Here is a 23,635-nt window from a genome sequence, read left to right as displayed (position 1 = left end):
CCGGATCCACCGTCCAGGCCCCGTCGACCGGGATGACCCCCGGGGCGAACGGCGCCCGCGCCCACCTGTTCACCGCCGGTTCGGTCGAGGACTACCGGCGCGTGCTGGCCGCCGGCATCGACCGGGTGGCGACCCGGGTGTCCGGCGCGGACCGGCCGTTCACGGGCGTGACACCGGACGAGCTGGCGCCCCGGATCGCCGGCATCGACCTGGACCGGCCGCTGGGCGACACCGGCGCCGCGCTCGACGAGCTTCAAGACGTCTACCTGCGCGACGCCGTCTTCTTCCACCACCCCCGCTACCTGGCGCACCTCAACTGCCCCGTGGTGATCCCCGCGCTGCTCGCCGAGGCCGTGCTCAGCGCCGTCAACTCCTCCCTGGACACCTGGGACCAGAGCGCCGGCGGCACCCTGATCGAGCGCCGGCTGGTCGACTGGACGGCCGACCGCATCGGTCTGGGGCCGGCCGCCGACGGCGTCTTCACCAGCGGCGGGACGCAGTCCAACCTCCAGGCGATGCTGCTGGCCCGCGAGGAGACCTGCGCCCGGTTGACCGGCCGCGCGACCGGGCAGCCGTCCCGGCCGGAGCTGCTGTCCCGACTGCGCGTCATCACCTCGGCGGCCGGCCACTTCAGCGTGCAGAAGGCGGCCAAGCTGCTCGGCCTCGGCGCGGACGCGGTGGTCACCGTGCCCACCGACACCGACCGGCGGATGCGTACGGACGAGCTGGCCCGCCAGATCGACCGCTGCCGAGGCGAGGGGCTGGTGGTGATGGCGGTGGTGGCCACCGCCGGCACCACCGACTTCGGCACCATCGACCCGCTGCCGCAGGTCGCCGACGTCTGCGCGGCGGCCGGCGTCTGGCTGCACGTCGACGCCGCGTACGGCTGCGGGCTGCTGGTGTCGCCGACCCGGCGGCACCTGCTCGCCGGCATCGAACGGGCCGACTCGGTCACCGTCGACTACCACAAGTCGTTCTTCCAGCCGGTCAGCTCCAGCGCTCTGCTGGTACGCGACCGGCGGGTGCTGCGGCACGCCACCTGGCACGCCGACTACCTCAACCCCGCCCGCATGGTCGAGCAGCGCATCCCCAACCAGGTCGACAAGAGCATCCAGACCACCCGCCGCTTCGACGCGCTGAAGCTCTGGCTGACCCTGCGGATCATGGGACCGGACGCCGTCGGCGCGCTCTTCGACGAGGTGGTCGACCGCGCCGCCGAGGCGTGGCAGATGCTCACCGAGGACCCCCGCTTCGAGGTGGTCACCCGCTCCCAGCTCAGCACCGTGGTCTTCCGCTACCTGCCGACCGGCCCCGGCCGCGACCTCGTCGACGACGCCAACCTGTACGCCCGCGAGGCGCTGGCGGCCTCCGGCGCCGGGCTGGTCGCCGGGACCACGGTCGACGGCGCGCACTACCTCAAGTTCACCCTGCTCAACCCCGAGACCACGCTCGACGACATCGCCCACGTCCTCGACCTCGTCGCCGAACACGCCGGCTGGTACGCGAACACCAGGGCGACCGCCGAGCTGACCTGCCCCGTCGGCTGACGACCCGTCCCCGCTCTGGAGATAACAGCATGTCGACGCACGACTTCATCGCCGTCGGGCTGGGCCCGTACAACCTGGGCCTGGCCTGCCTGACCGAACCGATCGAGGATCTCGACGGCCTCTTCCTGGAGGCGCGCGACACCTTCAGCTGGCATCCCGGGATGCTGCTGGAGTCGACCCGCCTCCAGACGCCGTTCATCGCCGACCTGGTCACGTTCGCCGACCCGACCTCCCCGTACTCCTTCCTGGCCTACCTGAAGGAGTCGGGGCGGCTCTATCCGTTCTACATCCGGGAGAGCTTCTTCCCGCTGCGCAGCGAGTACGACGACTACTGCCGCTGGGCCGCCGGCAAGCTCCGCAACGTCCGCTTCGGACGGCGGGTCACCTCCGTCGAGTTCGACCCGTCCGACGAGCACTACGTCGTGCGCGCCACGGTCACCGCCACGGGGGAGCAGGTCACCCACCGCGCCCGGCACCTCGTGCTCGGCACCGGCACCCCGCCGCACGTGCCCGACGCCTGCCGGGGGCTCGGCGGCGACGCGATCCACAACTCGCAGTACCTGGAGCACCGGGCGGCGCTGCGCGCCAAGCGCAGCATCACCGTCGTCGGCAGCGGGCAGAGCGCGGCCGAGATCTACCACGACCTGCTCGGCGACATCGACTCCTGCGGCTACCAGCTGAACTGGGTCACCCGGTCGCCCCGGTTCTTCCCGCTCGAATACACCAAGCTGACCCTGGAGATGACCTCGCCGGACTACGTGGACCACTTCCACGCCCTGCCCGAGGCGACCCGCTACCGGCTGGAGTCCGCGCAGAAGGGCCTGTTCAAGGGCATCAACGCCGACCTGATCAACGACATCTACGACCTGCTCTACGCCAAGAGCATCGGCGGCCCGGTGCGGACCCGGCTGCTGACCAACACCGCGCTGACCACCGCCGCGTACGACGAGCCGAGCGGGACGTACGCGCTGGGGCTGCGCAACGTCGAGCAGGACCGCGACTTCACCCTGGACACCGAGGGTCTGGTGCTCGCCACCGGCTACCACTACCGGGTCCCGGAGTTCCTCGAGCCGGTGCGCGACCGCATCCGCTGGGACGGGCACGGCCGCTTCGACGTGGCCCGCAACTACAGCATCGACCACACCGGCCGGGGCATCTTCCTGCAGAACGCCGGCACCCACACGCACAGCATCACCTCGCCCGACCTGGGCATGGGCCCGTACCGCAACTCGTGGATCATCCGGGAGCTGCTCGGCCGCGAGCACTACCCGATCGAGAAGAGCATCGCCTTCCAGGAGTTCGGCGTGCCGGCCGGGGCCGCGTCGTGACCGAGGTCGTGCACCGCCGCGTCGACGACCGGCTCGGCGAGTTCGCGCTGCGTACCCTCGACCCGGACGCCGACGCCGCGCTGCTGCACCACTGGGTGACCCACCCGAAGGCGGCGTTCTGGCTCATGCAGGACGCCGACGTGGCCCGGGTCGCGCAGGAGTACCGGCAGATCGCCGCCCACCCGCACCACGACGCGTTCCTCGGTCTGCACGACGGGCGACCCGCCTTCCTCGCCGAGCGGTACGACCCCGCCCACGTCGAACTGGTCGGCCTGTACGACGCGGCCGACGGCGACGTCGGCATGCACTTCCTCTGCGCGCCCACCGACGCGCCCGTGCACGGCTTCACCCGCGCGGTGATCACCACCGTGATGGCGTGGCTGTTCGCCGACCCGGCCACCCGGCGGGTCGTCGTGGAGCCCGACGTGCGCAACACGGCCGTGCACGCGCTCAACGCGGCCGTCGGCTTCACCGTCGTCGGCCGGATCGCCAAGCCGGAGAAGGACGCGCTGCTCAGCGTCTGCACCCGCGCCCAGTTCGAGGCCGCGACCGGTGCGGCCGGCACCCACCCCGCCGCAACCCGAGGAGAGCTGCCCGCGTGAACCCCTCCGCATCCGTGGCCCACCTGACGCCGGAGAGCTGGGCCCGCGCCAACCGGCTGCTGGTCCGCAAGGCGCTGGCCGAGTTCGCCCACGAACGGCTGCTCGCACCCGAGCCGGTCCCCGCCGACACCGACGGCCCGGCCACGGGGGAGCGCCGGTACGAGGTGCGCGGCGACGACGGCGACGTGGTCTACCGGTTCACCGCGAGCCTGCTGGCCCTGGACCACTGGCGGATCGATGCCGACAGCGTCACCCGCCACCGCGGCGGCACCGAGCTGCCGCTCGACGCCCTCGAGTTCTGCCTCGACCTGCGCGGCGCGCTGGGCCTCAGCGACGAGATCCTCCCCGTCTACCTGGAGGAGATCAGCTCCACCCTCGCCAGCACCGCGTACAAGCTCGACAAGCCGGCGGTGAGCGCCGCCGACCTCGCCCGCGCGGACTTCCAGGTCATCGAGACCGAGATGACCGAGGGCCACCCGGGCTTCGTGGCGAACAACGGCCGCATCGGCTTCGGCATCGACGAATACCGCGCGTACGCGCCGGAGGCCGCCCGCCCCGTCCGGCTGGTCTGGCTGGCCGCGCACCGGGACCGGACGACCTTCACCTGCGCCGCCGACCTCGACTACGACACCCTGGTCCGCGCCGAACTCGGCGACGACACCCTCGCCGCCTTCGCGGGCACCCTGACCGGGCTCGGCCTCGACCCGGCCGACTACCTGCTCATCCCCGTGCACCCGTGGCAGTGGTGGAACCGGATCTCCGTCACGTTCGCCGCCGAGGTGGCGCAGCGCCGGCTGGTGTGCCTCGGCCCCGGCCCGGACGAGTACCTCGCCCAGCAGTCCATCCGCACCTTCTTCAACGTCACCGACCCGACCCGGCACTACGTCAAGACCGCGCTGTCCGTGCTGAACATGGGCTTCATGCGGGGGCTGTCCGCCGCGTACATGGAGGCCACCCCGGCCATCAACGACTGGCTCGCCGACCTGATCGAGGCCGACGAGGTCCTCAAGCGCACCGGGCTGACGATCATCCGGGAGCGGGCCGCCGTCGGGTACCGGCACCTGGAGTACGAGGCGGCGACCGACCGGTACTCCCCGTACCGCAAGATGCTGGCCGCGCTGTGGCGGGAGAGCCCGGTGCCCGGCCTGGAGCCGGGCCGGCGACTGGCCACCATGGCGTCCCTGCTGCACACCGACCGCGACGGCCGGTCGTTCGCCGCCGCGCTGATCGCGCAGTCCGGGCTGGCGCCGAGGGTGTGGCTGCGCCGCTACCTCGACGCCTACCTCACCCCGCTGCTGCACAGCTTCTACGCCCACGACCTGGCCTTCATGCCGCACGGCGAGAACGTCATCCTCGTGCTGAACGGCGGCGCGGTCGAGCGGGCGGTCTTCAAGGACATCGCCGAGGAGATCGTCGTGATGGACCCGGACGCCGACCTGCCCCCGCAGGTGGGGCGGGTCCGGGCCGACGTGCCCGAGGACATGAAGCTGCTGTCGATCTTCACCGATGTCTTCGACTGCTTCCTGCGCTACCTGAGCGCGATCCTGGTCACCGAGGGCGTGCTGGACGAGGACGACTTCTGGCGCACGGTCGCCGAGTGCGCGGCCGACTACGCCGACAGCGTCCCCCACCTGGCCGAGCGGCTGCGGCGCTACGACCTGTTCGCCCCGGAGTTCGCGCTGTCCTGCCTCAACCGGCTCCAACTGCGCAACAACCGGCAGATGGTCGACCTCGCCGACCCGTCGGCCGCGCTGCAACTGGTCGGCACCCTGACCAACCCCATCGCCCGCTTCGCGCCGCCCCGATGACCGCCCCGACTGCCGCGCCCGCCGCCGGGACAGCGGTCGGCGGCGCGGACGGCCGGGTGCGGGGCCGGTGGCTGATCCTCGCCGTGCTCTGCCTCGCCCAGGTCACCGTGGTGCTCGACAACACGGTGCTGACCGTGGCCATCCCGGTGCTCACGACCGAACTGTCCGCCAGCACCGCGGACGTCCAGTGGATGATCAACGCGTACGCCCTGGTCCAGTGCGGCCTGCTGCTCACCGCGGGCAGCGCCGCCGACCGGTACGGCCGCCGCCGGATGCTGCTGGCCGGCCTCGTACTGTTCGGGCTCGGGTCCCTCGCGGCCGGGCTCGCCCAGTCCGGCGGCCAACTGATCGCCGCCCGGGCCGGGATGGGCATCGGCGGCGCCCTCCTGGTCACCGCCACCCTCGCGGTGGCGATGCAGGTCTTCGACGACGCCGAGCGGTCCCGGGCGATCGGGCTGTGGGCGGCGGCGAGCGCACTGGGCTTCGCGGCCGGGCCGCCGTTCGGCGGGCTCGTCCTCGCCCACCTCCCCTGGGGGGCGATCTTCCTGGTCAACGTCCCGATCGTGCTGGTCTGCCTGGTGGCGGCGTGGGTGCTGGTGCCGGAGTCGCGCCGCCCGACCGGTGGGCGCCTCGACCTGGGCGGGGTGGTGCTGTCCACGGGGGGCCTGACCGCGCTGGTCTACGCGATCATCGCGGGGCCGGAGCGCGGCTGGACGGCCGTCCCGGTGCTGGGCGTGGCCGGGGCGGGGGCGCTCCTCCTCGCCGCCTTCGTGGCCTGGGAGCGGCGGGTCGCCGACCCGATGTTGGACATGCACTTCTTCCGCAGCCGGCGCTTCGTGGGCGCGGTCTCCGGGGTCGTCCTGATCACCTTCGGCGCCACCGGCGCGCTGTTCCTGCTGACCCAGCACCTCCAGTTCGTGCGCGGCTACCCGGCCTGGGAGGCGGGGCTGCGGATGGTGCCGTTCGCACTGTCCATCGTCCTGCTCAACGTGGCCGGCGTCGCCGCCCGGGTGATCCGCCGGCTCGGGCTGCCCCGGTCGATCGCGCTCGGGATGACGCTGCTCGCCGGCGGACTCGCCCTCATCACCCACGCCCCGTCGGACGGCTACGGCGTGCTGCTGCCGGGGCTGCTCGTGATGGGCGCCGGCTGCGCCGTGGCGAACCCGGCCATCGTCGAGGCGGTGATGAGCGCCATCCCGCCGGAGAAGGCCGGGGCCGGGGCGGGCGTGGACGGCACCATGACGGAGGTCGGCAGCAGCCTCGGCATCGCCGTGCTCGGTGCGATCCTGAACGCCCGGTTCGCCGCCCTGCTGCCCGCCGCGCTGGCCGGCGCCGGGTCGTTCCCCGCCGCCCTGGCGGCCGCCGGGACCGAGGCGGAACGCGGGCTCGTCGCCGACGCGTTCCGCTCCGCCCTGGAGACCGGCCAGACGGTCGGCGCGGTCGCCGTCTTCGCCGGCGGCTGCGTCGCCGCCGCGCTGCTGCGCCGGGCCGAGCGCGCCGGCTGAGCCCGCGTCCTCCAGCCGACCGCGCCGACGCCGCCACGCCCGACGGCGGCGTCAGGGCCGGCGGAGCGTCCGGAGCGCGCCGGCCCAGGCGACGACCTGGTCCAGCATGGTGCTGACGGCCTCCTCGTGGTGGGCCGCCGGCCGGAAGTCGCGGAAGTTCACGAAGTCGGTCGTCAGGGAGAGCGCGACCTGCGACCGGACGTCGGCCACCCCGAGCTGCCCGAGCACCAGCCGCAGGTGCTCCGCCGCGCGGGTGCCGCCGTGCACGCCGTAGCTGACGAGGCCGGCGGACTTGTGCTGCCACTCCTGGAAGAGGAAGTCGACGGCGTCCTTCAGCGCGCCCGGGATCGAGTGGTTGTACTCCGGGGTGACGAAGACGAAGCCGTCGAACCCCGCCACGGTCGCCGCCCACCGGCGCACGGCCGGCCGCGTCGACGGCGCCATCGACGGGGGCAGCACCTCGTCGAAGTGCGGCAGGCGGTACTCGGCGATGTCGACCAGCTCGACGGTGAGGTCGCTCCGCTTGGCGGCGAGGTCCCGCACCCAGCGGGCCACGACGTCGGCCTTGCGCCCGGGCCGCGTACTGCCGACGACGACACCGATCCTGACCATGGTTGATCTCCTCTACGGGGTGGGGACGGAATGGACGGTGGCCGGCGCGGCGTGCAGGCCCCGGGCCAGCTCCACCGCGCCGTGCAGGGACGACAGGGCACCGAGGGCGGCGGGCAGCACCTGCGGCGCCGGACGGCCGGGCCGGCCCGCCGACCGGGCGTGCTCGGCGACGAGCGGGACGAAGCCGGGCAGCCCGGCGGCGAACCCGCCGCCGACGATCGCCGCCGCCGGGTCCAGCAGCTCGCCGAGGCTGACCACCGCCGCCGCCAGGGCGCGGCAGCTCGCGTCGACCGCCGTCACCGCCCAGGCGCGGCCCTCGCGAAGCCCGTCGCGCAGGTCGTCGAAGCTCACCTCGGCGCCCCGGGCGGCCGTGGCCCGGCGCAGGGTGGCCGGCCCGGACGCCACCGACTGGAGGCAGCCACGCCGCCCGCAGTCACAGCGCTCGCCGTCGAGGGCGACGACCATGTGCCCCACCTCCGCCGAGGACCGGCCGGGCACCAGCCGGCCCGCCAGCACCACGCCGCCGCCGATGCCGGTGCCGACCCCCAGGTAGACCACGTCGTCGCGGCCGGCGTGCCGGGCCTCCGCCAAGGCGGCGAGGTCGCCGTCGTCGGCGAGGGCCGTCGCCGCGCCGGGGAAGAGCCGACGCAGCGCGCCGGCGAGGTCCAGGCCGGCCCAGCTCGGCCGGCCGGGCCACGTCGTGACGGTGCCCGCCGCGTCGGTGGTCGCCGGCATCGCCACCCCGACCGCGTCGACCGGACCCCACGCGTCGCGCAGCCGGGTCACCTCGGCGGCCAGCGCCGCCAGGTCCGCCGCCGCGTCCGCGCCGTGCGGCCAGCGGAAGGTCCGGTCGTACGCCGGCCGGCCGGCCGCCTCGGCGCGCAGCGCCACCTTGGTGCCGCCGACATCGACGCCGAGTACCCCGACGGCGCCCCACCGGTCCGGGCCGGCGGCGGGATGCTGCGGCTCGGGACCGGCGGCGGGACGCTGCGGGTCGCGCACGACGTCTCAGCCCTCGAGCACGTGGAGAACCACCAGCGCCACCGCGGCGACGGCGAAGACCACCGGCGTCAGGGTCATGGGGGCCGGGTCCTTCGCGCGGGCGTGGTAGACCACCGCGCCGACCATCTGCAGGGCGAGGCCGACGGCCGCCGCGATGCCCAGCGGCGCCCAGAGCAGCCCGAGCAGCAGACCGACGACCGCGGCGATCTCCAGCACCCCGAGCACGCGGGTCAGGCCGGGGGAGACGCCCAGGTGCTCCATCCGCTCGCGCATCTGCGCCTGCCCGGTCAGCTTGGGCAGGGCGGTACTGAGGAAGACCGCGGCGAGGATGACGGTCAGGGCGACGACGGGAATGCGCACGTGAGTTCCTTCGGGTGAGGTGGATCGATGCGGACGACCGTACCGGTGCCGGATCGGCGCGGCCGGTGGCGGACGGCGGCGCGCCCCGTCCTCAGCGGACGGTCGCGACGAGGGCGCGGGCGGCCAGCCGGTAGCCCAGCGAGCCCAGCCCGACGATGACGCCGCTGGCCAACGGGGCGATGACGGAGTCGTGTCGGAAGCTCTCCCGGGCCCAGACGTTGGACAGGTGCACCTCGATGAAGGGCCGCGGATAGTTGGCCAGGGCGTCGCGCAGGCTCCAGCCGGCGATCATCAGCGCGCCCGGGTTGACGATGGCGCCGACGGTGTCGTAGCGGTCCTGGATCGCGCGGATGAGGGCGCCCTCGCAGTCGTGCTGCTCGGCCACCACCCGCCAGCCCCGCGCGGCGACCTCCTCGCCGACCGCCCGCTCGATGTCGTCGAGGGTGTCGGTGCCGTAGATCTCCGGCTCCCGCCTGCCGAGGATGCCCAGGTTCGGGCCGTTCAGCAGCAGCACGTCCGACACGCTTCACCTCGCGGGGGTGCGGTCCTGTCCCGACAGGCCCGATGAGTGGTCCTCCGCAGTCTTACTGCGCGGCCGGCGGAGGGCGACCCGGCGACGACCCCCGCGCGGGTGGACTAAGGGGTGCATAGGGGCTGCTAGGGGCGGTGACCGAGCGTTCGGGTCGGTTACCGTCCTGCCTGCTGAAGCGATGCCGCCGGCTCCACGGGGGCGTCACCTACCTCGAACCGGCCATCCGGCGCCCCGGTGTGCCCGGACCGCGTACCGGCGGTCCCGGGTCGTCCCGCCGATGTCCGGCCGAAGCCCCTGGTCTGCCCGAGTTGGGAAGTGGGAAGTCATGAGTGGTCAGCCCTCGACGGTGTCGGAGTTCCCCGAGTGGCCGCAGTTCGGTGACGAGGAGCGCGCCGGACTGATCCGCGCCCTCGAACAGGGCCAGTGGTGGCGGATCGGCGGTAGCGAGGTCGACTCCTTCGAGCAGGAGTTCGGCGCCTACCACGGCACGCCGCACGCGCTCGCCGTCACCAACGGCACCCACGCCCTCGAGGTCGCCCTGGAGGTGCTCGGCGTCGGCCCCGGCACCGAGGTGATCGTCCCCGCCTTCACGTTCATCTCGTCCTCGCTGGCCGCGCAGCGCCTCGGCGCGGTCGCGGTGCCGGTCGACGTCGACCTGGACACCTACAACATCGACCCGGCCGCGGTCGAGGCCGCCATCACGCCGCGCACCAAGGTGATCATGCCGGTGCACATGGCCGGCCAGTTCGCCGACATGGACGCGCTGAGCAAGCTTGCCGCCGACTCCGGGGTGGCGCTGCTCCAGGACGCCGCGCACGCGCACGGCGCGCAGTGGCAGGGCAAGCGGGTCGGCGAGCTGGGCTCGGTGGCCGCGTTCAGCTTCCAGAACGGCAAGCTGATGACCGCCGGCGAGGGCGGCGCCGTGCTCTTCCCCGACGAGGAGCTGCGCGAGCGGGCCTTCCTGGTGCACAGCTGCGGCCGGCCCCGCACCGACCGCGACTACCTGCACAGCACCACCGGTTCCAACTACCGGATGGGCGAGTTCACCGCCGCCGTGCTGCGCGCCCAGCTTTCCCGCCTCGACGAGCAGATCGCGGTGCGCGAGCAGCGCTGGCCGCTGCTGGCGAGCCTGCTCGCCGAGATCCCCGGCGTCGTCCCGCAGACCATCGACCCGCGCACCGACCGCAACCCGCACTACATGGCGATGTTCCGTGTCCCCGGGATCACCATCGAGCGCCGCCGCGCCGTCGTGGACGCGCTGATCGCCCGGGGCGTCCCGGCGTTCGTGGCGTTCCGGGCGATCTACCGCTGCGAGGGCTTCTGGAAGGCCGGCGCCCCCGACGAGTCGGTCGAGGCGATCGCCGCCCGCTGCCCCAACGTCGAGCAGATCCACGCCGACTGCATCTGGCTGCACCACCGCACCCTGCTCGGCACCGAGCAGCAGATGCACGAGATCGCCGCCGTGCTCGCCGACGTCCTCGCCGGATGACCGGCCTGCCCCCGGCCGCCGCGACCGCCCGCCCGGTGCGGGTCGCGGTGGCCGGCCTCGGGTGGGCCGGGCGGGAGATCTGGCTGCCCCGGCTCGCCGCGCACCCGGCTTTCACGGTGACCGCCGTGGTCGACCCGGTGCCCGGCGTCCGCGACCGGGCCCGCGACAGCCACGACGTCCCCGCCGCGTACGCCGACGTCGACGAGCTGCCGGCCGGCGCGGCCGACCTGGTGGTCGTCGCCGTGCCCAACCACCTGCACGCCGCCGTCGCCGCCCGGCTGCTGCGCCGGGGCGTACCGGTGTTCCTGGAGAAGCCGGTCTGCCTGACCTCCGCCGAGGCGACCCTGCTCGCGGACGCGGAGCGCGACGGCGGCGCGGTGCTGCTCGCCGGCAGCGCCGCCCGCTACCGGGCCGACGTCCGCGCGCTGGCCGAGGCGGCCGGCGCACTGGGCCCGATCCGGCACGTCGACGTGGCCTGGGTCCGCGCGCGGGGCGTGCCCGACGTCGGCGGCTGGTTCACCCGGCGCGACCTCTCCGGCGGGGGCGCGCTGGTCGACCTCGGCTGGCACCTGCTCGACACGGTGCTGCCGATGCTCGGCCCGGCCCGGGTCACCCACGCCATCGGCAGCGTCTCCGACGACTTCGTCAACGACAGCGCGGCCCACGCCGCCTGGCGCAGCGAGGCCGACACCGCCGGCCGCGCCCCCGGCGACGTCGAGGACACCGCCCGGGGCTTCCTGCTCACCGACACCGGCGCGTCCGTCGCCCTGCACGCCTGCTGGGCCTCGCACGAGTCGCTGGACCGCACCACCATCACGGTGCACGGCGCGGCCGGCTCGGCGACGCTGCGCTGCACGTTCGGATTCAGCCCGAACCGCGACCCGGAACCGGTGCTGACCCGCACCCGCGACGGCGGGACCGAGCGGCTGCCGCTGCCCGCCGAGCCGATCGGCACCGAGTACGTCCACCAGCTCGACGCCCTCCCCGGACTGCTCGCCGACCCCGCCAGCCGGGGCGCGGCCGTCGCCGAGGCGCGCCGCACCATCGACATCATCGAACGGATCTACGACTCCGCCCGGCCCACCACGCCGGAGCGGCAACACGCCCTCGCGGGCGACAGCGGCCGGTGAGAACCACCGGCGACCTCACTCGCCCCGGGGAGCAGCCATGAGCCAATCACCGTCCACGGTCGACGCGACACCGTCTCTTGTCGATGTGGCCCGCCCGGCACCGGCCCGGGGGCCGATCCGCGCGGTGGTCTTCGACCTCGACGGCGTCGTGGTCGACAGTTCGGCCGTGATGCGCGAGGCGTTCAGCATCGCGTACGCCGAGGTGGTGGGGGACGGGCCGGCGCCGTTCGAGGAGTACAACCGGCACATGGGCCGGTACTTCCCGGACATCATGCGGCTGATGGGGCTGCCGCTGGAGATGGAAGAGCCCTTCGTCCGGGAGAGCTACCGGATGGCGCACCTCGTGCCGCTGTTCCCCGGCGTACGGGAGACGCTGGAGACGCTGCACGCCCGGGGCATCCGGATGGCGATCGCGACAGGCAAGAGCGGCCCGCGGGCGCGCTCGTTGCTCGACACGCTCGGGGTGCTGGGGCTGTTCGACCACGTGATCGGCTCCGACGAGGTGGCCCGGCCGAAGCCGGCGCCGGACATCGTGCTCCAGGCGCTGGGGCTGATGGGCGTGCCGCCGTCGCAGGCCATGATGGTCGGGGACGCGGTGATCGACCTGCTGAGCGGGCGCGAGGCGGGGGCGACGACCGTGGCCACGACGTGGCACGGCGGGGATGTCGGTGCGCTGCTGGCCGCCGGGCCGGATCTGGTCGCGCACGCGCCGGGGGATCTGCTCGAACACTGCCCGGCGGCGCTGGTTCCCTGACCTGGCACTGGACGGCGCACGAACCGGTCAGCGACACGCGCCACCGCCTCGTCCAGGGCGACCCGCCACCCGGTCGAAGCTGCTTAGTCAACGGATGCCGCAGAGGGCGGGACCGGCTGCCTCCGTTCCGCGCGCTCATCGAGATCGGGCTTCGGCGCTTCCGGGTCACGTAGGGTTCGGAACAACAGCCAGCTGAGCACCGGCATGAGGATGAGCGGCGTCAGCGCGGTTCGCAGCGACGTCGCATCGGCCACCGCGCCGAGGGCAGGGCTGGCGAGGCCGCCGATGCTGACGGTCAGGCCGAGGGTGATGCCGCTGGCGGTGCCGACCTTGGTGGGTAGGTAGTCCTGCCCGAGGGTGACCTGGAGCGAGAAGGGCACGTAGAGGCCGGCCGAGGTCAGGGCCACGAACAGGTAGATGGCCGGTCCAGGCACCCACACCACGCCCGCGATCGCGATGACGGTGATCGCGTAGGACCAGCGGGAGACCGCCACCCGGCCCCATCGGGCTGCCGCGGAACCGCCCAGCACCGAGCCGATCACACCGCCGAGGTAGAGCACGAACAGGGCGGCGGTGCCCGCCGCAGCGCTGCCGCTCATGCGCTGCTGCGCGTACAGGGAGATGAACGTGCTCAGGCCGACGAAGGCGATCGACCGGAACACCACGGCCAGCGTCAACCGCACGAACGAGGCGGTGTCGTCGCGCCCGACCGGCGCCGATGCTCGGCTCTCGGCGCTCCTGCGCTTGGCCAGGGCGCGCAGGACGGGCAAGGACATCGCAGTGCCAGCGAGAGCCGGCACCACCATCAGCGGCGTCCAGCCCAGGCCACCGATGGCCGCGACGGCGGCGACCATCAGCGGCGCCAGCGCGAAGCCGACGTTGCCGCCGGTGGAGAAGTACGCCATGGCGGTGTGGCTGCCGGCACTGGCTTCGCGGGCGATGCGCGCGGATTCGGGATGGTAGGCGGCCACGCCGATGCCGGAGATCGCCACGAAGAAGAGAGTGAGTGGGTAGTCGCCGCTCAGTCCGCTCAGCGCGATGCCCACCCCGCCCAGCATGGTGCCGACGGGCAGCAGCCAGGGCATTGCCCAGCGGTCGGTGAGCGCGCCGAACAGCGGCTGCGCGACCGAAGACAGCAGTGAGGCAGCGAGCACGATGCCAGACACCGTCGCGTAGCTGTACGCCCGTTCGGCGACGAACAACGCCACCAGCGCCGCGACGGTGCCCTGGTAGATGTCGACGCAGGCATGGCCAACGGAGAGCAGGGTGATGGAGGTTCTCCTTCGCACTGGGCGATGGTTCCAACTCAGCACCCTGTCGGGCTTCCGATAAGCTGCCAACTAATGACGGAAATCCGCCACGACCCGGTGGCCCCCACACGTGCTCAGCGGCTCGCGTCCGGGGGCGAGATCGACGCGCACCGCCACGACGATCACCAGATCGTCTACGCCGCTCGCGGGGTCCTCGCCGTCACGACCAGCGGAGGATCCTGGGTCGCCCCCAGCACGCGCGCCATCTGGGTGCCGGCCGGAACGGTGCACGCCCACCGGGCCTACGGCGAGCTGGACCTGCACCTGGTCGGGTTGCCGGCAACGGACAACCCGCTCGGCCTGGACACTCCGGCCGTGCTCACCGTCGGCCCGCTGCTGCGCGAACTGATCGTCGCCTACACCCGCGACGGGAGCGGAGACAGCCCCGAACGGGCCCGCCTGCGCGCCGTGCTGCTCGACCAACTCCGGGCCTCTCCCCAGCAACCGCTGCACGTGCCTGCCCCCACCGAGCCTGTGCTGCGCACCGTGTGCGCCATCCTGCAGGCCGACCCGGGCGACAACCGTACGCTCGCGGAACTCGGCCGTGAGGTGGGCGCCAGCGACCGCACCCTGTCCCGGATGTTCCGCCGCGACCTCAGCATGACCTTCCCGCAGTGGCGCACCCAGCTACGCCTGCACCACGCACTGATCCTGTTGGCCGACAAGACGCCGGTCACCGTCGTGGCCCACCGCTGCGGCTGGTCGTCGGCGAGCGCCTTCATCGACGTGTTCCGCCACACCTTCGGCCACACCCCAGGCGCATACCCGGCTGTCTAGGTCACGGCCGCACGATCGGCTCGTGGCAGGGTGGCCGGCCGATCTGCAGGCCGCCAGACGGCACCCTTCGCGATCTACTGGCCAGACGAGTTAGGCGCCAATGCGGAGCGGGACGGCCTGCGTCCACTCGTACATCCGGTGATCGCGGTGGAAACGCAACAGGTGGAGATGGTCAAGCGTGAGTAGGACCGGCTCCGGATCGACCTTGTCGAGCACCTCAGCCATCGGCCGGGCCTCCTGATCGGAGTTGGAGTAGGCGATGCTGACATGCGGCCGGTACAAGGCCGGGTCCCGTGGTAGGGGCTCCGCCCGGTCCTTGCCAAGGACCTCGACGACGACTCCGTGGACGATGGCGCGCAGGGCCCTGATGGGCTCGGGCGGGTCGGCCGGCAAGAAGACCGCTTCCGGTCGGACGACGGGCCGGTGAAACGTCACCGTCGGCGGCGCCAGTCCGGCGAGACGGGCACGGACCCGGTCCTCCAACTCGACCAACTCGCTGTCGCTCACCTCGTCCACGAAGCCGACCCCCTGCATCGTCAGGTGGAGCCACCGAGCTGGGATCAGGTCGAGCGTCGAAAAGTCACGGATACCGGCCTGATAGCTCTCCACCATCCGCACGAGCGCGGCATGACGAGCCATGCTGAAGTGGCAGGCGTAGAAGTGCCGCCCTGATCGCCAGCCGGGGCGCCACCACCAGTGGTCGCGCATCCTGTCGACGTGGTCGACCCCGCCCATGTCACCCCTTCCGGCTGGACCTCCGAGAGGCCCCGAAGATCCTCGGGACCATCGGGCACTGTGGTCAGTTCCCTCTCACGCAGAACTCGTTGCCGTCGGGGTCGGCCAGCACGACGGTGCCGTCCGCGCCGACCTCGAGTCGGGTGGCCCCGAGGGAGACCAGCCGGTCGACCTCCGCCTGCTGGTCGCCACCGGCCGGGGCTAGTTCGAAGCGCTGCGGGTTCCGTACCTCTTTCGGGGCCACGGGCGGGCCTCTCCAGGCGACCTTCGTGCCGCCGTGCGGTGACTGGATCGCGGTTTCCTGGTCCTGGTCCCACACCAGCGGCCAGCCCAGCGCTTCGCTCCAGAAGAGGCCGACCTCCCGGGTGCCGTCGCAGGCGAGTTCCCCGAGAAGGCCGCACCCGGCGAGGAAGGCGCTGCCCGGCCCGATCACGCAGAACTCGTTGCCCTCGGGGTCGGCAAGGACGATGTGCCCCTCCTCGGGGCGCTGCCCGACGTCGAGGTGGCTGGCGCCGAGCCCCAGCGCCGTGGCCACGGTGTGCTGCTGGTCGTCGAGGCTGGCGCTGGTCAGGTGAAGGTGCATGCGGCGGTTCGGCCCCACCTTCTCCGCGCGGCTCGGGACGAACCGGAGGCCGAGCTGGCCGTCTTTGCCGGGCAGGAGCGCACCGTCGGCGTCCTCGACGACCTCCCGGCCGAGCATGCCGGCCCAGAACTGCGCCAGGCGGGCCGCGTCGTGGGCATCGAAGGTCACCGTCAACAGTCGCGAGATCATCACCAGACCGTAGACACGGGCCAGCAGGACGACAAGGCGTTTAACCAGGCCGGGCGCGCTCACGAACACGGGTCGGAGCGGCCTCCAATGTGAACGACTTTCCAGATGTTTGTCCTGTCGGGCGAGGGTATGAGCTACGACGCAAGGGCAATCGAGAGAGAGGAATCATCTGATGCGCGTAGCACGCATCGGTACCACTGTCGCTGCGCTCACCGCTGGGTTCGGCCTCGTCCTCGGCGGTGCCGGAGTGGCTCAGGCCGCGCCGGCGGCGCAGCAGGCTCCGGCCGTCGCACCTGCCGCGTCCACCGTGACCACCCCGGTCACGGGTAGCTTCACCGACGCCCTCGGCGGTACCGGCAGCTTCGCCGGCGCGTTCACGCCCACCCGGTTCGTCAACCAGGACGGCCAGCTTGCCGCCGTGGGGACGGTCACCGGCACCCTGACGGACTCGGCGGGGACCACGCTCGGCACCGTTACGGAGCAGGCCACCGTGCCGCTGCAGGTCAGCGGCACCTGCGACATCCTGCACCTGAACCTTGGGCCGCTGGATCTCGACCTGCTCGGCCTTCAGGTCCACCTCGACGAGATCGTGCTGGACATCACCGCCCAGCAGGCCCCGGGCAACCTCCTCGGCAACCTGCTCTGCGCGGTCGCCGGCCTGCTCGACAACAACGGCGGTGGCGCCCTGAACGGCGTCGCCGCCCTGCTCAACCGGATCCTGTCGCTGCTCGGCTGAGCATCGGCACAGCACCATCCACGGAGCTGAGCGTGAAGGCCGCCGGAAACGTCGCCGGCGGCCTTCACGGCGTCTCCGCCGGTCAGATGACCACGCCGGCGGCCCCGAGACGAAGGCGCCCTTCCTTACGTCCAGCCGTGGCGGGCGGCGTGCCAGCCGAGCTGCATCCGGGTCTCCACTCCCGCGAGGTCCATCAGGTGGCGCAGGCGTCGTTGCAGGGTACGCAGCGACAGGTCGAGCTGGGCGGCGACGACCTGGTCGGTGAGCCCGGCGAGCAGCAGCGCCAGGATCCTGCGGTCCAGGTCGGTCGGACCGTCGGTGCCGTCTCCGGCGGCCTCGGTCACGCCCCCGAGGTTGGTCAGTTCGAGTGGGTGGGCGTGCCGCCAGACGACCTCGAAGAGCGCGTCCATCGCGGCCAGCAGCCCGGTGCGGTGCAGCAGCACCGCCGCGGGCTCACCGCCTGGCGTGGCGGTCAACGGCACCAGGGCCAGTTGCGTGTCGGCGATGATGAGCTTGATCGGCAACGACTCGACCACCCGCACCCGGACGCCGCTGCGCAGGGACTCGAGGGTCTCCGCGACCACCCCGGGTTCGGCGAGCGCCGGGCGGTCCACCACGACCCGGAAACGTACGCCCTGGTCCACCGCCACCGACTCCACCGCGTTGCTGCCCGGCGGCACGGCGATGAAGGGCAGCGTGACGAAGCTGCGCACCTCGGTACGGGCGGCCTGCTGCACCTGGGCGAACCGGTGGCGGACCGCGTCGACGCCGGTGACCACCTCGATCAGTTCGTCGATGGTGCGCCCCGCGACCGCCCCTCGGTACTCCTCGGCGAGCGTGACGAGGGCCAGTTCGGCGCTGCGGAGCGCGTTGCGTTGCTCGCTGATGAGGGCGCCGAGCGCGACCGCGGGCGGCGCCACCGAGAACGCGCCGTCCGGTCCGGATTTCACCAGGCCGTAGGCCAACAGGTGGGACAGCGCCGCCTCGACCGCCGCGGTGGGCATCCGCAGGACGGCGGCCAGCTCGTCCGGGCCGGCCTGCGCACGCCGGACCAGCAGACCGTAGACCGCCTCGTCCTCGGGGCTCAGACCCAATGCGCCCAGCAACGGTGGCTGCCTCCCTCCGCGTGCGACGACGCCGAGAGTATGGGCCACGCTCATGGATCTTGAACAGTCCCCGTCGCCTGTCCGGTGGACGGGAGGGGCCCCGGGACGAGCCGCGTCCCGGAGCCCCGCCAACCACATCACCGCAGGCCGTACGCCCGGATGAGTTCCTGCCGGATGCCGAAACCGGCGTCGGTGCGGGCGTCGGCCCGGACCGAGACGAAGCCGCCCGGCTGCTTCGGGAGCTTGAGCGAGCCGGTCCACCGGTCGTCGGCGCCCTTACTGAGGGTGACCCTCTGCCAGGTGGCGCCGTCGTCGTACGAAACCTCCAGGCCGACCGAGGTGACCGTGCCGGTGCCGGTGCCGCCCGGCTGGGGCCCGGCCTTGACGCTGATCTCCTGGGCGGTGCCGGCCTTGACCGTGCCGCGCAGGTCGGTCTCCAGCGCGTAGTCGAGCTGGAGCAGCGCGAACGGGACCCAGTTGTCCGCCTGGTTGGAGCTGGAGACGAAGTCCCACTCGGTGTGGGTACGGGTCGACAGCCCCCACTGCTCGGCCGGCCGTGAGGCGTCCAGCACCAGTCGGTACGGCAGCGTGCCGGCGGGAACCGCCTTCCACTGCAGGTCGGCGCCGAAGCGGTTCTCGTGCAGCAGTTTCTCGCCCTGGTAGAGCTTGAGGTTGGTCGGCACCGAACCCCACTCCAGGTGGCCGCCGTGCTCCAGCGTGCCGCCCGACGGGCTCCAGGTCTGCACGTTGACCTGCAGGTAGTCCTGGTAGCGGGCGTTGCGCAGGGCGAACGTCCGGCTGAAGGCCGGCCGGACGGCCGGTGCGAACCAGTCCAGCCGGGTCGTGGTGCCCTTGCCGTACGCGTTGTGGTACGCCGTGTCGGTCCAGGTGCCCTGAACGTGGACCTCGTGCCAGACCACGTCCGGCGTGACCCACTCGGTGCGAATGCCCGGGTGCCACTCCCGCTCGCGGAACCCGAGGGCGGGGCTGAAGGTCATGTCGTACCGGTAGCCCTCGCCCTCGGTGTCACGGACCGCGTGGTAGCGGGCGTCGATCCGGGCCAGGTCGTTCTGACCGGGGTGGTAGGTGAGCGGCTGGTCCGGCACGTGGCCGGTGTAGACGCGGGCCAGGTCGTAGATGTAGCCGGCGTACGGCACCTTGGTCACGGTCAGCTTCGGCGCCCCGGCCCGGGCCGCCTCGACGAGCTTCCCCCCGGCGTCCCGGTGCACGGTGGCCACCGGGATCGGGGACTCGCCGACGTACTCGTTCAGGGTGCCGACGCCGTCGTGGACGACCAGCAGCAGCTTCGCCCCGGCCGCCGCCGCGGCGGCGGCGCGCTCCGCCGGGCCGACCGCGTCGCTGCGGGTCACCACGGCGATCGCGCCCTCGGCGTCGAGGCCGGCGTAGTCGGCGGGCGCGCCGTTGCCGGCGTAGACCGGCCGCAGGGTCTCCGTACCCCCGGTGAGCGTGCTGCCCGGCTGGACGAGGGAGTCGACCGGCAGCAGGCCGGAGGCGCTCAGGCTCAGGTTCGGCTCGCCCTTGCGCCACCGGGTCGCCATGGTGAACGAGCCCTGCGTGACCGGCTCCGTCGGCAGCAGATAGAGGTCGTCGTACCGGACCGGGAGCTGGAACGCCTGCCGGAAGGTGCTGCCGCCGGCGTACCGGACGGTGTAGTCGAGCCGGCGCTGCCGGTCCTCGGTGCGCTGCGGCGTGGCGGTGTCGAGCAGGCGGGTCCGGCTGGCGTCGAGCACCACCTCGGTCGAACGGTCGAGCACGGTCTCCGGGTCGACCAGCAGGGCGAAGCCCTGGGAGTCGGGCCGTTCGCCCGGGACGTCCAGCGCCGCCGCGACCGTGTACGTCCCCGGCGGCAGGCGCAGCGTCTGCTCGCCGCTGACCGGGTACGACGAGGCGCGCGGCTCGCCGGCCTTGTTCACCACGACGGTCGCGCTGGCGGGCTTGCCGTCCCGGCCGCGCAGCTTGACCGTGAGGTCGTACCGCTCGTCCTCCTTGAGCAGGCCCAGCGCCGTACGGGTGACCGCGGCGCCGGTGGCGGCGTCGGTGCCGACCAGGTATCCGGTGAGCTGGCCCGGCGACACTTCCCGGGGGTCACCGGTCACCGTGACGTCGGCGCTGCCGCCCGCGGGCACGGTCACCGAGGAGGCGCCCAGGGCGAACGGCCCACCGCCGGTGAGGGCCAGGTTCAGGGTCATCGCAGTGGTGCCGGAGTTGGTGAAGGTCACTTTCCGGGTGACCGGGGCGTCGGTGGGCTCGTGCGGCCAGTCGAAGTTGCCGAAGAACGCCGAGCCGGTGGCCCGTACGGTGGCGCGCGTCGCCGCCGCCACGTCCAGCCGGCCGGTGCCGACCTGGTACGGCCGGTGGTCGTCGGCGAGGCCCTTGGCGCTGCTCATCAGCGCCTCCTTGAGCTGCGGGCCGGTCCACTCCGGGTGCCGCTGAGCCAGGATCGCCGCGGCTCCCGACACGTGCGGCGTGGCCATCGAGGTGCCGTCCATGCTCTGGTACATGCCGGAGCCGCTGGTCATCTGCTGGGAGCGGGCGGCGGTGATGCCGACGCCGGGTGCGCTGATGTCGGGCTTGAGCGCGCCGGTGCGCGCCAGCGGGCCGGTGCTGGAGAACCACGCCAGTCGGTCCTGCTTGTCGACGGCGCCGACGGTCAACGCGCTGGCGGCGGTGCCGGGGGAACCGATGGTCTCCGGCCCGGCGTTGCCGGCGGCCACGACGAAGAGGGTCCCGTGCTGGGCGGTCAGGGCGTCCACCGCGAGCGCCATCGGGTCGGTGCCGTCGGTCAGCGAGCGGTCGCCGAGGCTCATGTTGACGACGTCCGCCCCGGACTCGGCGGCCCACTGCATGCCCGCGATGATCCAGGAGTCGAGGCCGTAACCCGCGTTGTTGAGCACCTTGCCGACGATCAGGTCGGCTCCCGGAGCCACCCCCCGGTACGCGCCGCCAGAGGCCGCGCCGGTGCCCGCGATCGTCGAGGCGACGTGGGTGCCGTGGCCGTCGACGTCGGAGGTGTCCTCGCCCGGCACGAAGCTGGCCTTGTCGTCGATCTGGGTGGCCAGGTCCGGGTGGCTGGGATCGACGCCGGTGTCGAGCACCGCGACCGTCACCCCCTTGCCGTCGTAGCCGGCCGCCCACGCCTCGGGTGCGCCGACCTGCGGCACGCTCTCCTTCAGGTCGACCGTCACGCGGCCGTCGAGCCAGAGCTTCGCGACCCCGCCGCCGAGCGCGGTGCGGGACGGGGCCGTCGGCGCCGGGGCGACGGTGGACCAGAAGGCGCGGGCCTGCTTCTTGTCGGCGGCCAGCGCCGCGCCCGTGACGCTGGGCAGGTCGCGGACGAGCTTCGCGCCGCGCGGCGTCGCCGGGCGGCTCGCGCGGTTCTTCGTGGGAGAGTAGGTGGCGATCAGGGGCAGGTCGGTGGTCCGGGCGTCGTCGTACCCCATCTCGATGAGGTCGGTGACGTTGAACAACCGCCGGTCGAGGGTGTCGCTGCCCAGCAGCGGCAGCGCCTCCTCGGGCAGGACGTACAGGTCGCCGCCGCTCTCCTGGATCTGCACGCCGCCGGTGGCGTCGTCGGGCCGGTCGACCTCGGCCGTGGCCTTGCCGTCGGCGAGGGTGGTCACCGTGACCACGTCACCGGTGATCAGGGTGACCGTGTGGACGTCTCTGGTCTCGGCCGGCGCGGTCGGGGTCGGGCCGGCCGCCGTGGCGGGTGGTGGGTACGCGGCGGCTCCGGCCGCGACCAGTCCGGCCGCCGCCGCAGCGGCGACCAGCCGCCTCCGGGCGGAGGTGAAGGGCTGTGAGGGGGAAGGCATGCGACGGTTCTACCGTCGTCTTTCGACTCGGTGAACAGTTGCCGGTGGCGGGGTTCCGCCAGGGCGCGACCCCGCCACCGCTGGCGGCGGCGGTCGGCTACTTCCCTTGGTCGGGGCGCGTGATCAGTGTGACGTCGCTGCTGGTGGCGATGACCAGGCTGCGCCCAGAGGGAGAGAAGCCGGCGGCCCGCAGTTCCGAGTAGTTCGAGTGGAAGATGTGCCACCACGTCCCGCCGGCCGGGCCACGGTAGGGGCCGCCAGCCGTGGACAGCCGCCTCGCCCTGACGGCCCGGTCAGTGCGTCGGGTCGTCGTCGACCTGGGGTCCGGCTTCCAGGAAGCGCAGCATGTGGGCGCCCACTTCCTCCGCGAGGGCGTACGGGAACAGGTCGGTGCGGATGGTGACGCGCAGGATGACCTCCCCGTTGCCGGGCAGCACCTCGACGAGGAGGCCGCCCGACCATTCCCGGGCGTAAGGCTCGACGACCTCCTCGGTCCGGCAGCCGGGCAGCTCCAGCGGGCGCACCACGTTGTCCTGGTAGGCGAAGCTGGACAGGCTGGTGACCACCTCGCCCCCGAGGCCGAAGGTCGGGTCGGCGGTCATCTCCAGGAAGGAAACGTCCTGGGCGGCCATCAGCTCGTCCACGGTCCGCTGCACGGTCGGGATCAGGTTCCGCTCCTGCCCGTCGAACCGGACGCGGAGGCAGTTGGAGTTGATCCTGCTCGTGAAGGCGGAGTCGAGGACGCGGCTGCCGCGTTGGGCCACGATCATCAGCAGGCCGATGTCGTCCTGTTGGTGGATGGCGTGCAGCGCGGTGGCGTAGGCGGCGGCGAAGTAGGCGGAGCGGCTGAACCGGTGTTCGCGGGCGGCCCGGTCCCAGCGTTCCATCACCTCGGGGACGACGGTGACGGTGTGTCCGGCCCTGGGGCCCCAGGCCGCCGGCTGTTGAGGCGCCGAGCCGGCCCCCTGGCGGGGCAGGCCGCGGAGTTGTTCGCGCCAGTAGGCCCGTTGCGCTTCCAGGTCGGTGGCGGCGCGCAGGCGGCTGTACTCGTCGTGGAACTGGCGCAGGGTGGGGGCGGGCCGGTCCCACTCGGGTGTCTGGCCGGTCAGGCGTGCGGTGTAGGCGTGGGTGAGGTCGCGGACGAGGAGGGCGTGTGACCATCCGTCGAAGGCGATGTGGTGGATGCCGATGCCGAGGAGGATGCGGTTGGTGGTTTTTTCGCGGATGAGGGCGGCGCGCCAGTTGCGGCCCTGGGTGTAGTCGAGTGGTTGTTGGACGGCTTCGGCGAGTTGGTCGAGGGCGTCCTGTTCGGTGGTGGCGTCGGTGAGCAGGCGCAGCTGGGGGGTGCCGGGGTTCGCGGGGATGATCGCGACCGGGGGGTTGACCCGTCGGTAGTGGGCGTGGAGTGCCTCGTGTCGTTTGTGGACGTCGGCCAGGGCTGCCATCAGTGCGCGGAGGTTCAGGTCACCCTCGATCCACCAGGTGACCGGGCAGACCAGGTCGAAGGGGAGCATGACGAACTTGGCGACCGAGAGGGGCAGCGGGACGGGCTTGGACGGGCCGGTCCGTCCGGTGACGGACGGTTCCGGCTCCGCCCTGGGCCGGCGGGGTGCGGTGGTGAGCCAGTGGGCGAGTGTGTGTGGGGTGGGGGTGCGGTGGATCTGGGAGACGGGTACGACCACGTCGGCGGCTTCGTC

The 23,635-nt window shown here is 72.9% G+C and carries 20 protein-coding genes; 10 read left to right on the top strand and 10 right to left on the bottom strand.

What is annotated here, in order from left to right; translation table 11 throughout:
- Window positions 1–32: 32 nt before the first annotated feature.
- From ACFY23_RS29365 to ACFY23_RS29345, 5 genes are read left to right on the top strand one after another with little or no spacing between them, the layout of a single operon-like run.
- Window positions 33–1,547: an aspartate aminotransferase family protein gene (locus ACFY23_RS29365; RefSeq protein WP_350684890.1), complete on the top strand. Its 1,515-nt coding sequence runs from the start codon at window positions 33–35 to the stop codon at window positions 1,545–1,547.
- 29 nt (window positions 1,548–1,576) lie between these two features.
- Complete coding sequence (locus ACFY23_RS29360) at window positions 1,577–2,875, top strand: lysine N(6)-hydroxylase/L-ornithine N(5)-oxygenase family protein (protein ID WP_350684884.1); 1,299 nt, start codon at window positions 1,577–1,579, stop codon at window positions 2,873–2,875.
- Window positions 2,872–3,477 carry a GNAT family N-acetyltransferase gene (locus tag ACFY23_RS29355; protein WP_350684885.1) on the top strand — a complete coding sequence of 202 codons (606 nt, stop codon included), beginning with the start codon at window positions 2,872–2,874 and terminating at the stop codon, window positions 3,475–3,477. The genes ACFY23_RS29360 and ACFY23_RS29355 overlap by 4 nt, the downstream gene beginning before the upstream one ends.
- Window positions 3,474–5,285 carry an IucA/IucC family siderophore biosynthesis protein gene (locus tag ACFY23_RS29350; RefSeq protein WP_350684886.1) on the top strand — a complete coding sequence of 604 codons (1,812 nt, stop codon included), beginning with the start codon at window positions 3,474–3,476 and terminating at the stop codon, window positions 5,283–5,285. The genes ACFY23_RS29355 and ACFY23_RS29350 overlap by 4 nt, the downstream gene beginning before the upstream one ends.
- Window positions 5,282–6,790, top strand: coding sequence for an MFS transporter (locus tag ACFY23_RS29345; protein ID WP_350684887.1), 1,509 nt, complete (start codon window positions 5,282–5,284; stop codon window positions 6,788–6,790). The genes ACFY23_RS29350 and ACFY23_RS29345 overlap by 4 nt, the downstream gene beginning before the upstream one ends.
- 51 nt (window positions 6,791–6,841) lie before the next feature.
- On the opposite strand, the gene ACFY23_RS29340 is transcribed toward ACFY23_RS29345, so the two are convergent.
- The 4 genes from ACFY23_RS29340 to ACFY23_RS29325 form a co-directional block, all read right to left on the bottom strand.
- A complete protein-coding gene (locus ACFY23_RS29340; RefSeq protein ID WP_350684888.1) occupies window positions 6,842–7,402 on the bottom strand; it encodes an NAD(P)H-dependent oxidoreductase in 561 nt (186 codons plus the stop codon).
- Between the two features lie 12 nt (window positions 7,403–7,414).
- Window positions 7,415–8,404 (bottom strand): ROK family protein, encoded by a 990-nt coding sequence (locus ACFY23_RS29335; protein ID WP_350819451.1) that lies wholly within the window; start codon window positions 8,402–8,404, stop codon window positions 7,415–7,417.
- Between the two features lie 6 nt (window positions 8,405–8,410).
- Window positions 8,411–8,764: a DoxX family protein gene (locus tag ACFY23_RS29330; protein ID WP_350685098.1), complete on the bottom strand. Its 354-nt coding sequence runs from the start codon at window positions 8,762–8,764 to the stop codon at window positions 8,411–8,413.
- Between the two features lie 91 nt (window positions 8,765–8,855).
- Window positions 8,856–9,287: a type II 3-dehydroquinate dehydratase gene (locus tag ACFY23_RS29325; RefSeq protein WP_350685097.1), complete on the bottom strand. Its 432-nt coding sequence runs from the start codon at window positions 9,285–9,287 to the stop codon at window positions 8,856–8,858.
- Window positions 9,288–9,621: 334 nt separating this feature from the next.
- Between ACFY23_RS29325 and ACFY23_RS29320 the strand changes: the two genes are divergently transcribed.
- From ACFY23_RS29320 to ACFY23_RS29310, 3 genes are read left to right on the top strand one after another with little or no spacing between them, the layout of a single operon-like run.
- The gene (locus tag ACFY23_RS29320) at window positions 9,622–10,785 is read left to right on the top strand and encodes a DegT/DnrJ/EryC1/StrS family aminotransferase (RefSeq protein ID WP_350685096.1); all 1,164 of its coding nucleotides are present in this window, start codon (window positions 9,622–9,624) and stop codon (window positions 10,783–10,785) included.
- Window positions 10,782–11,915, top strand: a complete 1,134-nt coding sequence (locus ACFY23_RS29315; protein ID WP_350685095.1) for a Gfo/Idh/MocA family oxidoreductase — start codon at window positions 10,782–10,784, stop codon at window positions 11,913–11,915. Before ACFY23_RS29320 ends, ACFY23_RS29315 begins: the two co-directional genes overlap by 4 nt.
- Before the next feature lie 37 nt (window positions 11,916–11,952).
- Entirely contained in the window at window positions 11,953–12,669 is a 717-nt protein-coding gene (locus ACFY23_RS29310) for an HAD-IA family hydrolase (RefSeq protein WP_350685094.1), read from the top strand.
- An 83-nt stretch (window positions 12,670–12,752) separates the two neighbouring features.
- Here ACFY23_RS29310 and ACFY23_RS29305 read toward each other — a convergent pair whose 3' ends face one another.
- Window positions 12,753–13,958, bottom strand: coding sequence for an MFS transporter (locus tag ACFY23_RS29305; RefSeq protein ID WP_350819449.1), 1,206 nt, complete (start codon window positions 13,956–13,958; stop codon window positions 12,753–12,755).
- A gap of 54 nt (window positions 13,959–14,012) precedes the next feature.
- On the opposite strand from ACFY23_RS29305, the gene ACFY23_RS29300 reads away from it, so the two are divergent.
- A complete protein-coding gene (locus tag ACFY23_RS29300; RefSeq protein WP_350685092.1) occupies window positions 14,013–14,756 on the top strand; it encodes a helix-turn-helix transcriptional regulator in 744 nt (247 codons plus the stop codon).
- A 90-nt stretch (window positions 14,757–14,846) separates the two neighbouring features.
- Here the strand turns inward: ACFY23_RS29300 and ACFY23_RS29295 are convergent, their stop codons facing one another.
- Window positions 14,847–15,491 (bottom strand): 2'-5' RNA ligase family protein, encoded by a 645-nt coding sequence (locus ACFY23_RS29295; RefSeq protein ID WP_350685091.1) that lies wholly within the window; start codon window positions 15,489–15,491, stop codon window positions 14,847–14,849.
- Window positions 15,492–15,555: 64 nt separating this feature from the next.
- Entirely contained in the window at window positions 15,556–16,263 is a 708-nt protein-coding gene (locus tag ACFY23_RS29290; RefSeq protein ID WP_350685090.1) for a VOC family protein, read from the bottom strand.
- Between the two features lie 247 nt (window positions 16,264–16,510).
- On the opposite strand from ACFY23_RS29290, the gene ACFY23_RS29285 reads away from it, so the two are divergent.
- Window positions 16,511–16,999: a hypothetical protein gene (locus tag ACFY23_RS29285; protein WP_350685089.1), complete on the top strand. Its 489-nt coding sequence runs from the start codon at window positions 16,511–16,513 to the stop codon at window positions 16,997–16,999.
- A 125-nt stretch (window positions 17,000–17,124) separates the two neighbouring features.
- On the opposite strand, the gene ACFY23_RS29280 is transcribed toward ACFY23_RS29285, so the two are convergent.
- The 3 genes from ACFY23_RS29280 to ACFY23_RS29270 all read right to left on the bottom strand — a co-directional run.
- Window positions 17,125–18,105 carry a transcriptional regulator TrmB gene (locus ACFY23_RS29280; RefSeq protein ID WP_350685088.1) on the bottom strand — a complete coding sequence of 327 codons (981 nt, stop codon included), beginning with the start codon at window positions 18,103–18,105 and terminating at the stop codon, window positions 17,125–17,127.
- A 137-nt stretch (window positions 18,106–18,242) separates the two neighbouring features.
- On the bottom strand, window positions 18,243–21,938 hold the full coding sequence (locus tag ACFY23_RS29275; RefSeq protein ID WP_350685087.1) for a S8 family serine peptidase: 3,696 nt from the start codon (window positions 21,936–21,938) through the stop codon (window positions 18,243–18,245).
- A gap of 293 nt (window positions 21,939–22,231) precedes the next feature.
- A partial coding sequence (locus ACFY23_RS29270) for a condensation domain-containing protein (protein ID WP_350685086.1) occupies window positions 22,232–23,635 on the bottom strand: 1,404 nt, incomplete at its 5' end.

It is taken from the genome of Micromonospora sp. NPDC000121 (assembly GCF_042899165.1).
In the GTDB taxonomy this organism is placed as follows: domain Bacteria; phylum Actinomycetota; class Actinomycetes; order Mycobacteriales; family Micromonosporaceae; genus Micromonospora.
The sequence above is the reverse complement of the archived record's forward strand: the minus strand, read 5'-3'. Positions and strand labels throughout refer to the sequence as shown.

Excerpts from the sequence above, each read along its gene's own strand:
- ACFY23_RS29320 (WP_350685096.1), top strand. The coding sequence starts at position 9,622 with ATGAGTGGTCAGCCCTCGACGGTGTCGGAGTTCCCCGAGTGGCCGCAG.
- ACFY23_RS29290 (WP_350685090.1), bottom strand. The coding sequence starts at position 16,263 with ATGATCTCGCGACTGTTGACGGTGACCTTCGATGCCCACGACGCGGCC.
- ACFY23_RS29300 (WP_350685092.1), top strand. The coding sequence starts at position 14,013 with ATGACGGAAATCCGCCACGACCCGGTGGCCCCCACACGTGCTCAGCGG.
- ACFY23_RS29345 (WP_350684887.1), top strand. The coding sequence starts at position 5,282 with ATGACCGCCCCGACTGCCGCGCCCGCCGCCGGGACAGCGGTCGGCGGC.
- ACFY23_RS29340 (WP_350684888.1), bottom strand. The coding sequence starts at position 7,402 with ATGGTCAGGATCGGTGTCGTCGTCGGCAGTACGCGGCCCGGGCGCAAG.
- ACFY23_RS29275 (WP_350685087.1), bottom strand. The coding sequence starts at position 21,938 with ATGCCTTCCCCCTCACAGCCCTTCACCTCCGCCCGGAGGCGGCTGGTC.
- ACFY23_RS29360 (WP_350684884.1), top strand. The coding sequence starts at position 1,577 with ATGTCGACGCACGACTTCATCGCCGTCGGGCTGGGCCCGTACAACCTG.
- ACFY23_RS29315 (WP_350685095.1), top strand. The coding sequence starts at position 10,782 with ATGACCGGCCTGCCCCCGGCCGCCGCGACCGCCCGCCCGGTGCGGGTC.
- ACFY23_RS29365 (WP_350684890.1), top strand. The coding sequence starts at position 33 with ATGACCCCCGGGGCGAACGGCGCCCGCGCCCACCTGTTCACCGCCGGT.
- ACFY23_RS29295 (WP_350685091.1), bottom strand. The coding sequence starts at position 15,491 with ATGGGCGGGGTCGACCACGTCGACAGGATGCGCGACCACTGGTGGTGG.
- ACFY23_RS29310 (WP_350685094.1), top strand. The coding sequence starts at position 11,953 with ATGAGCCAATCACCGTCCACGGTCGACGCGACACCGTCTCTTGTCGAT.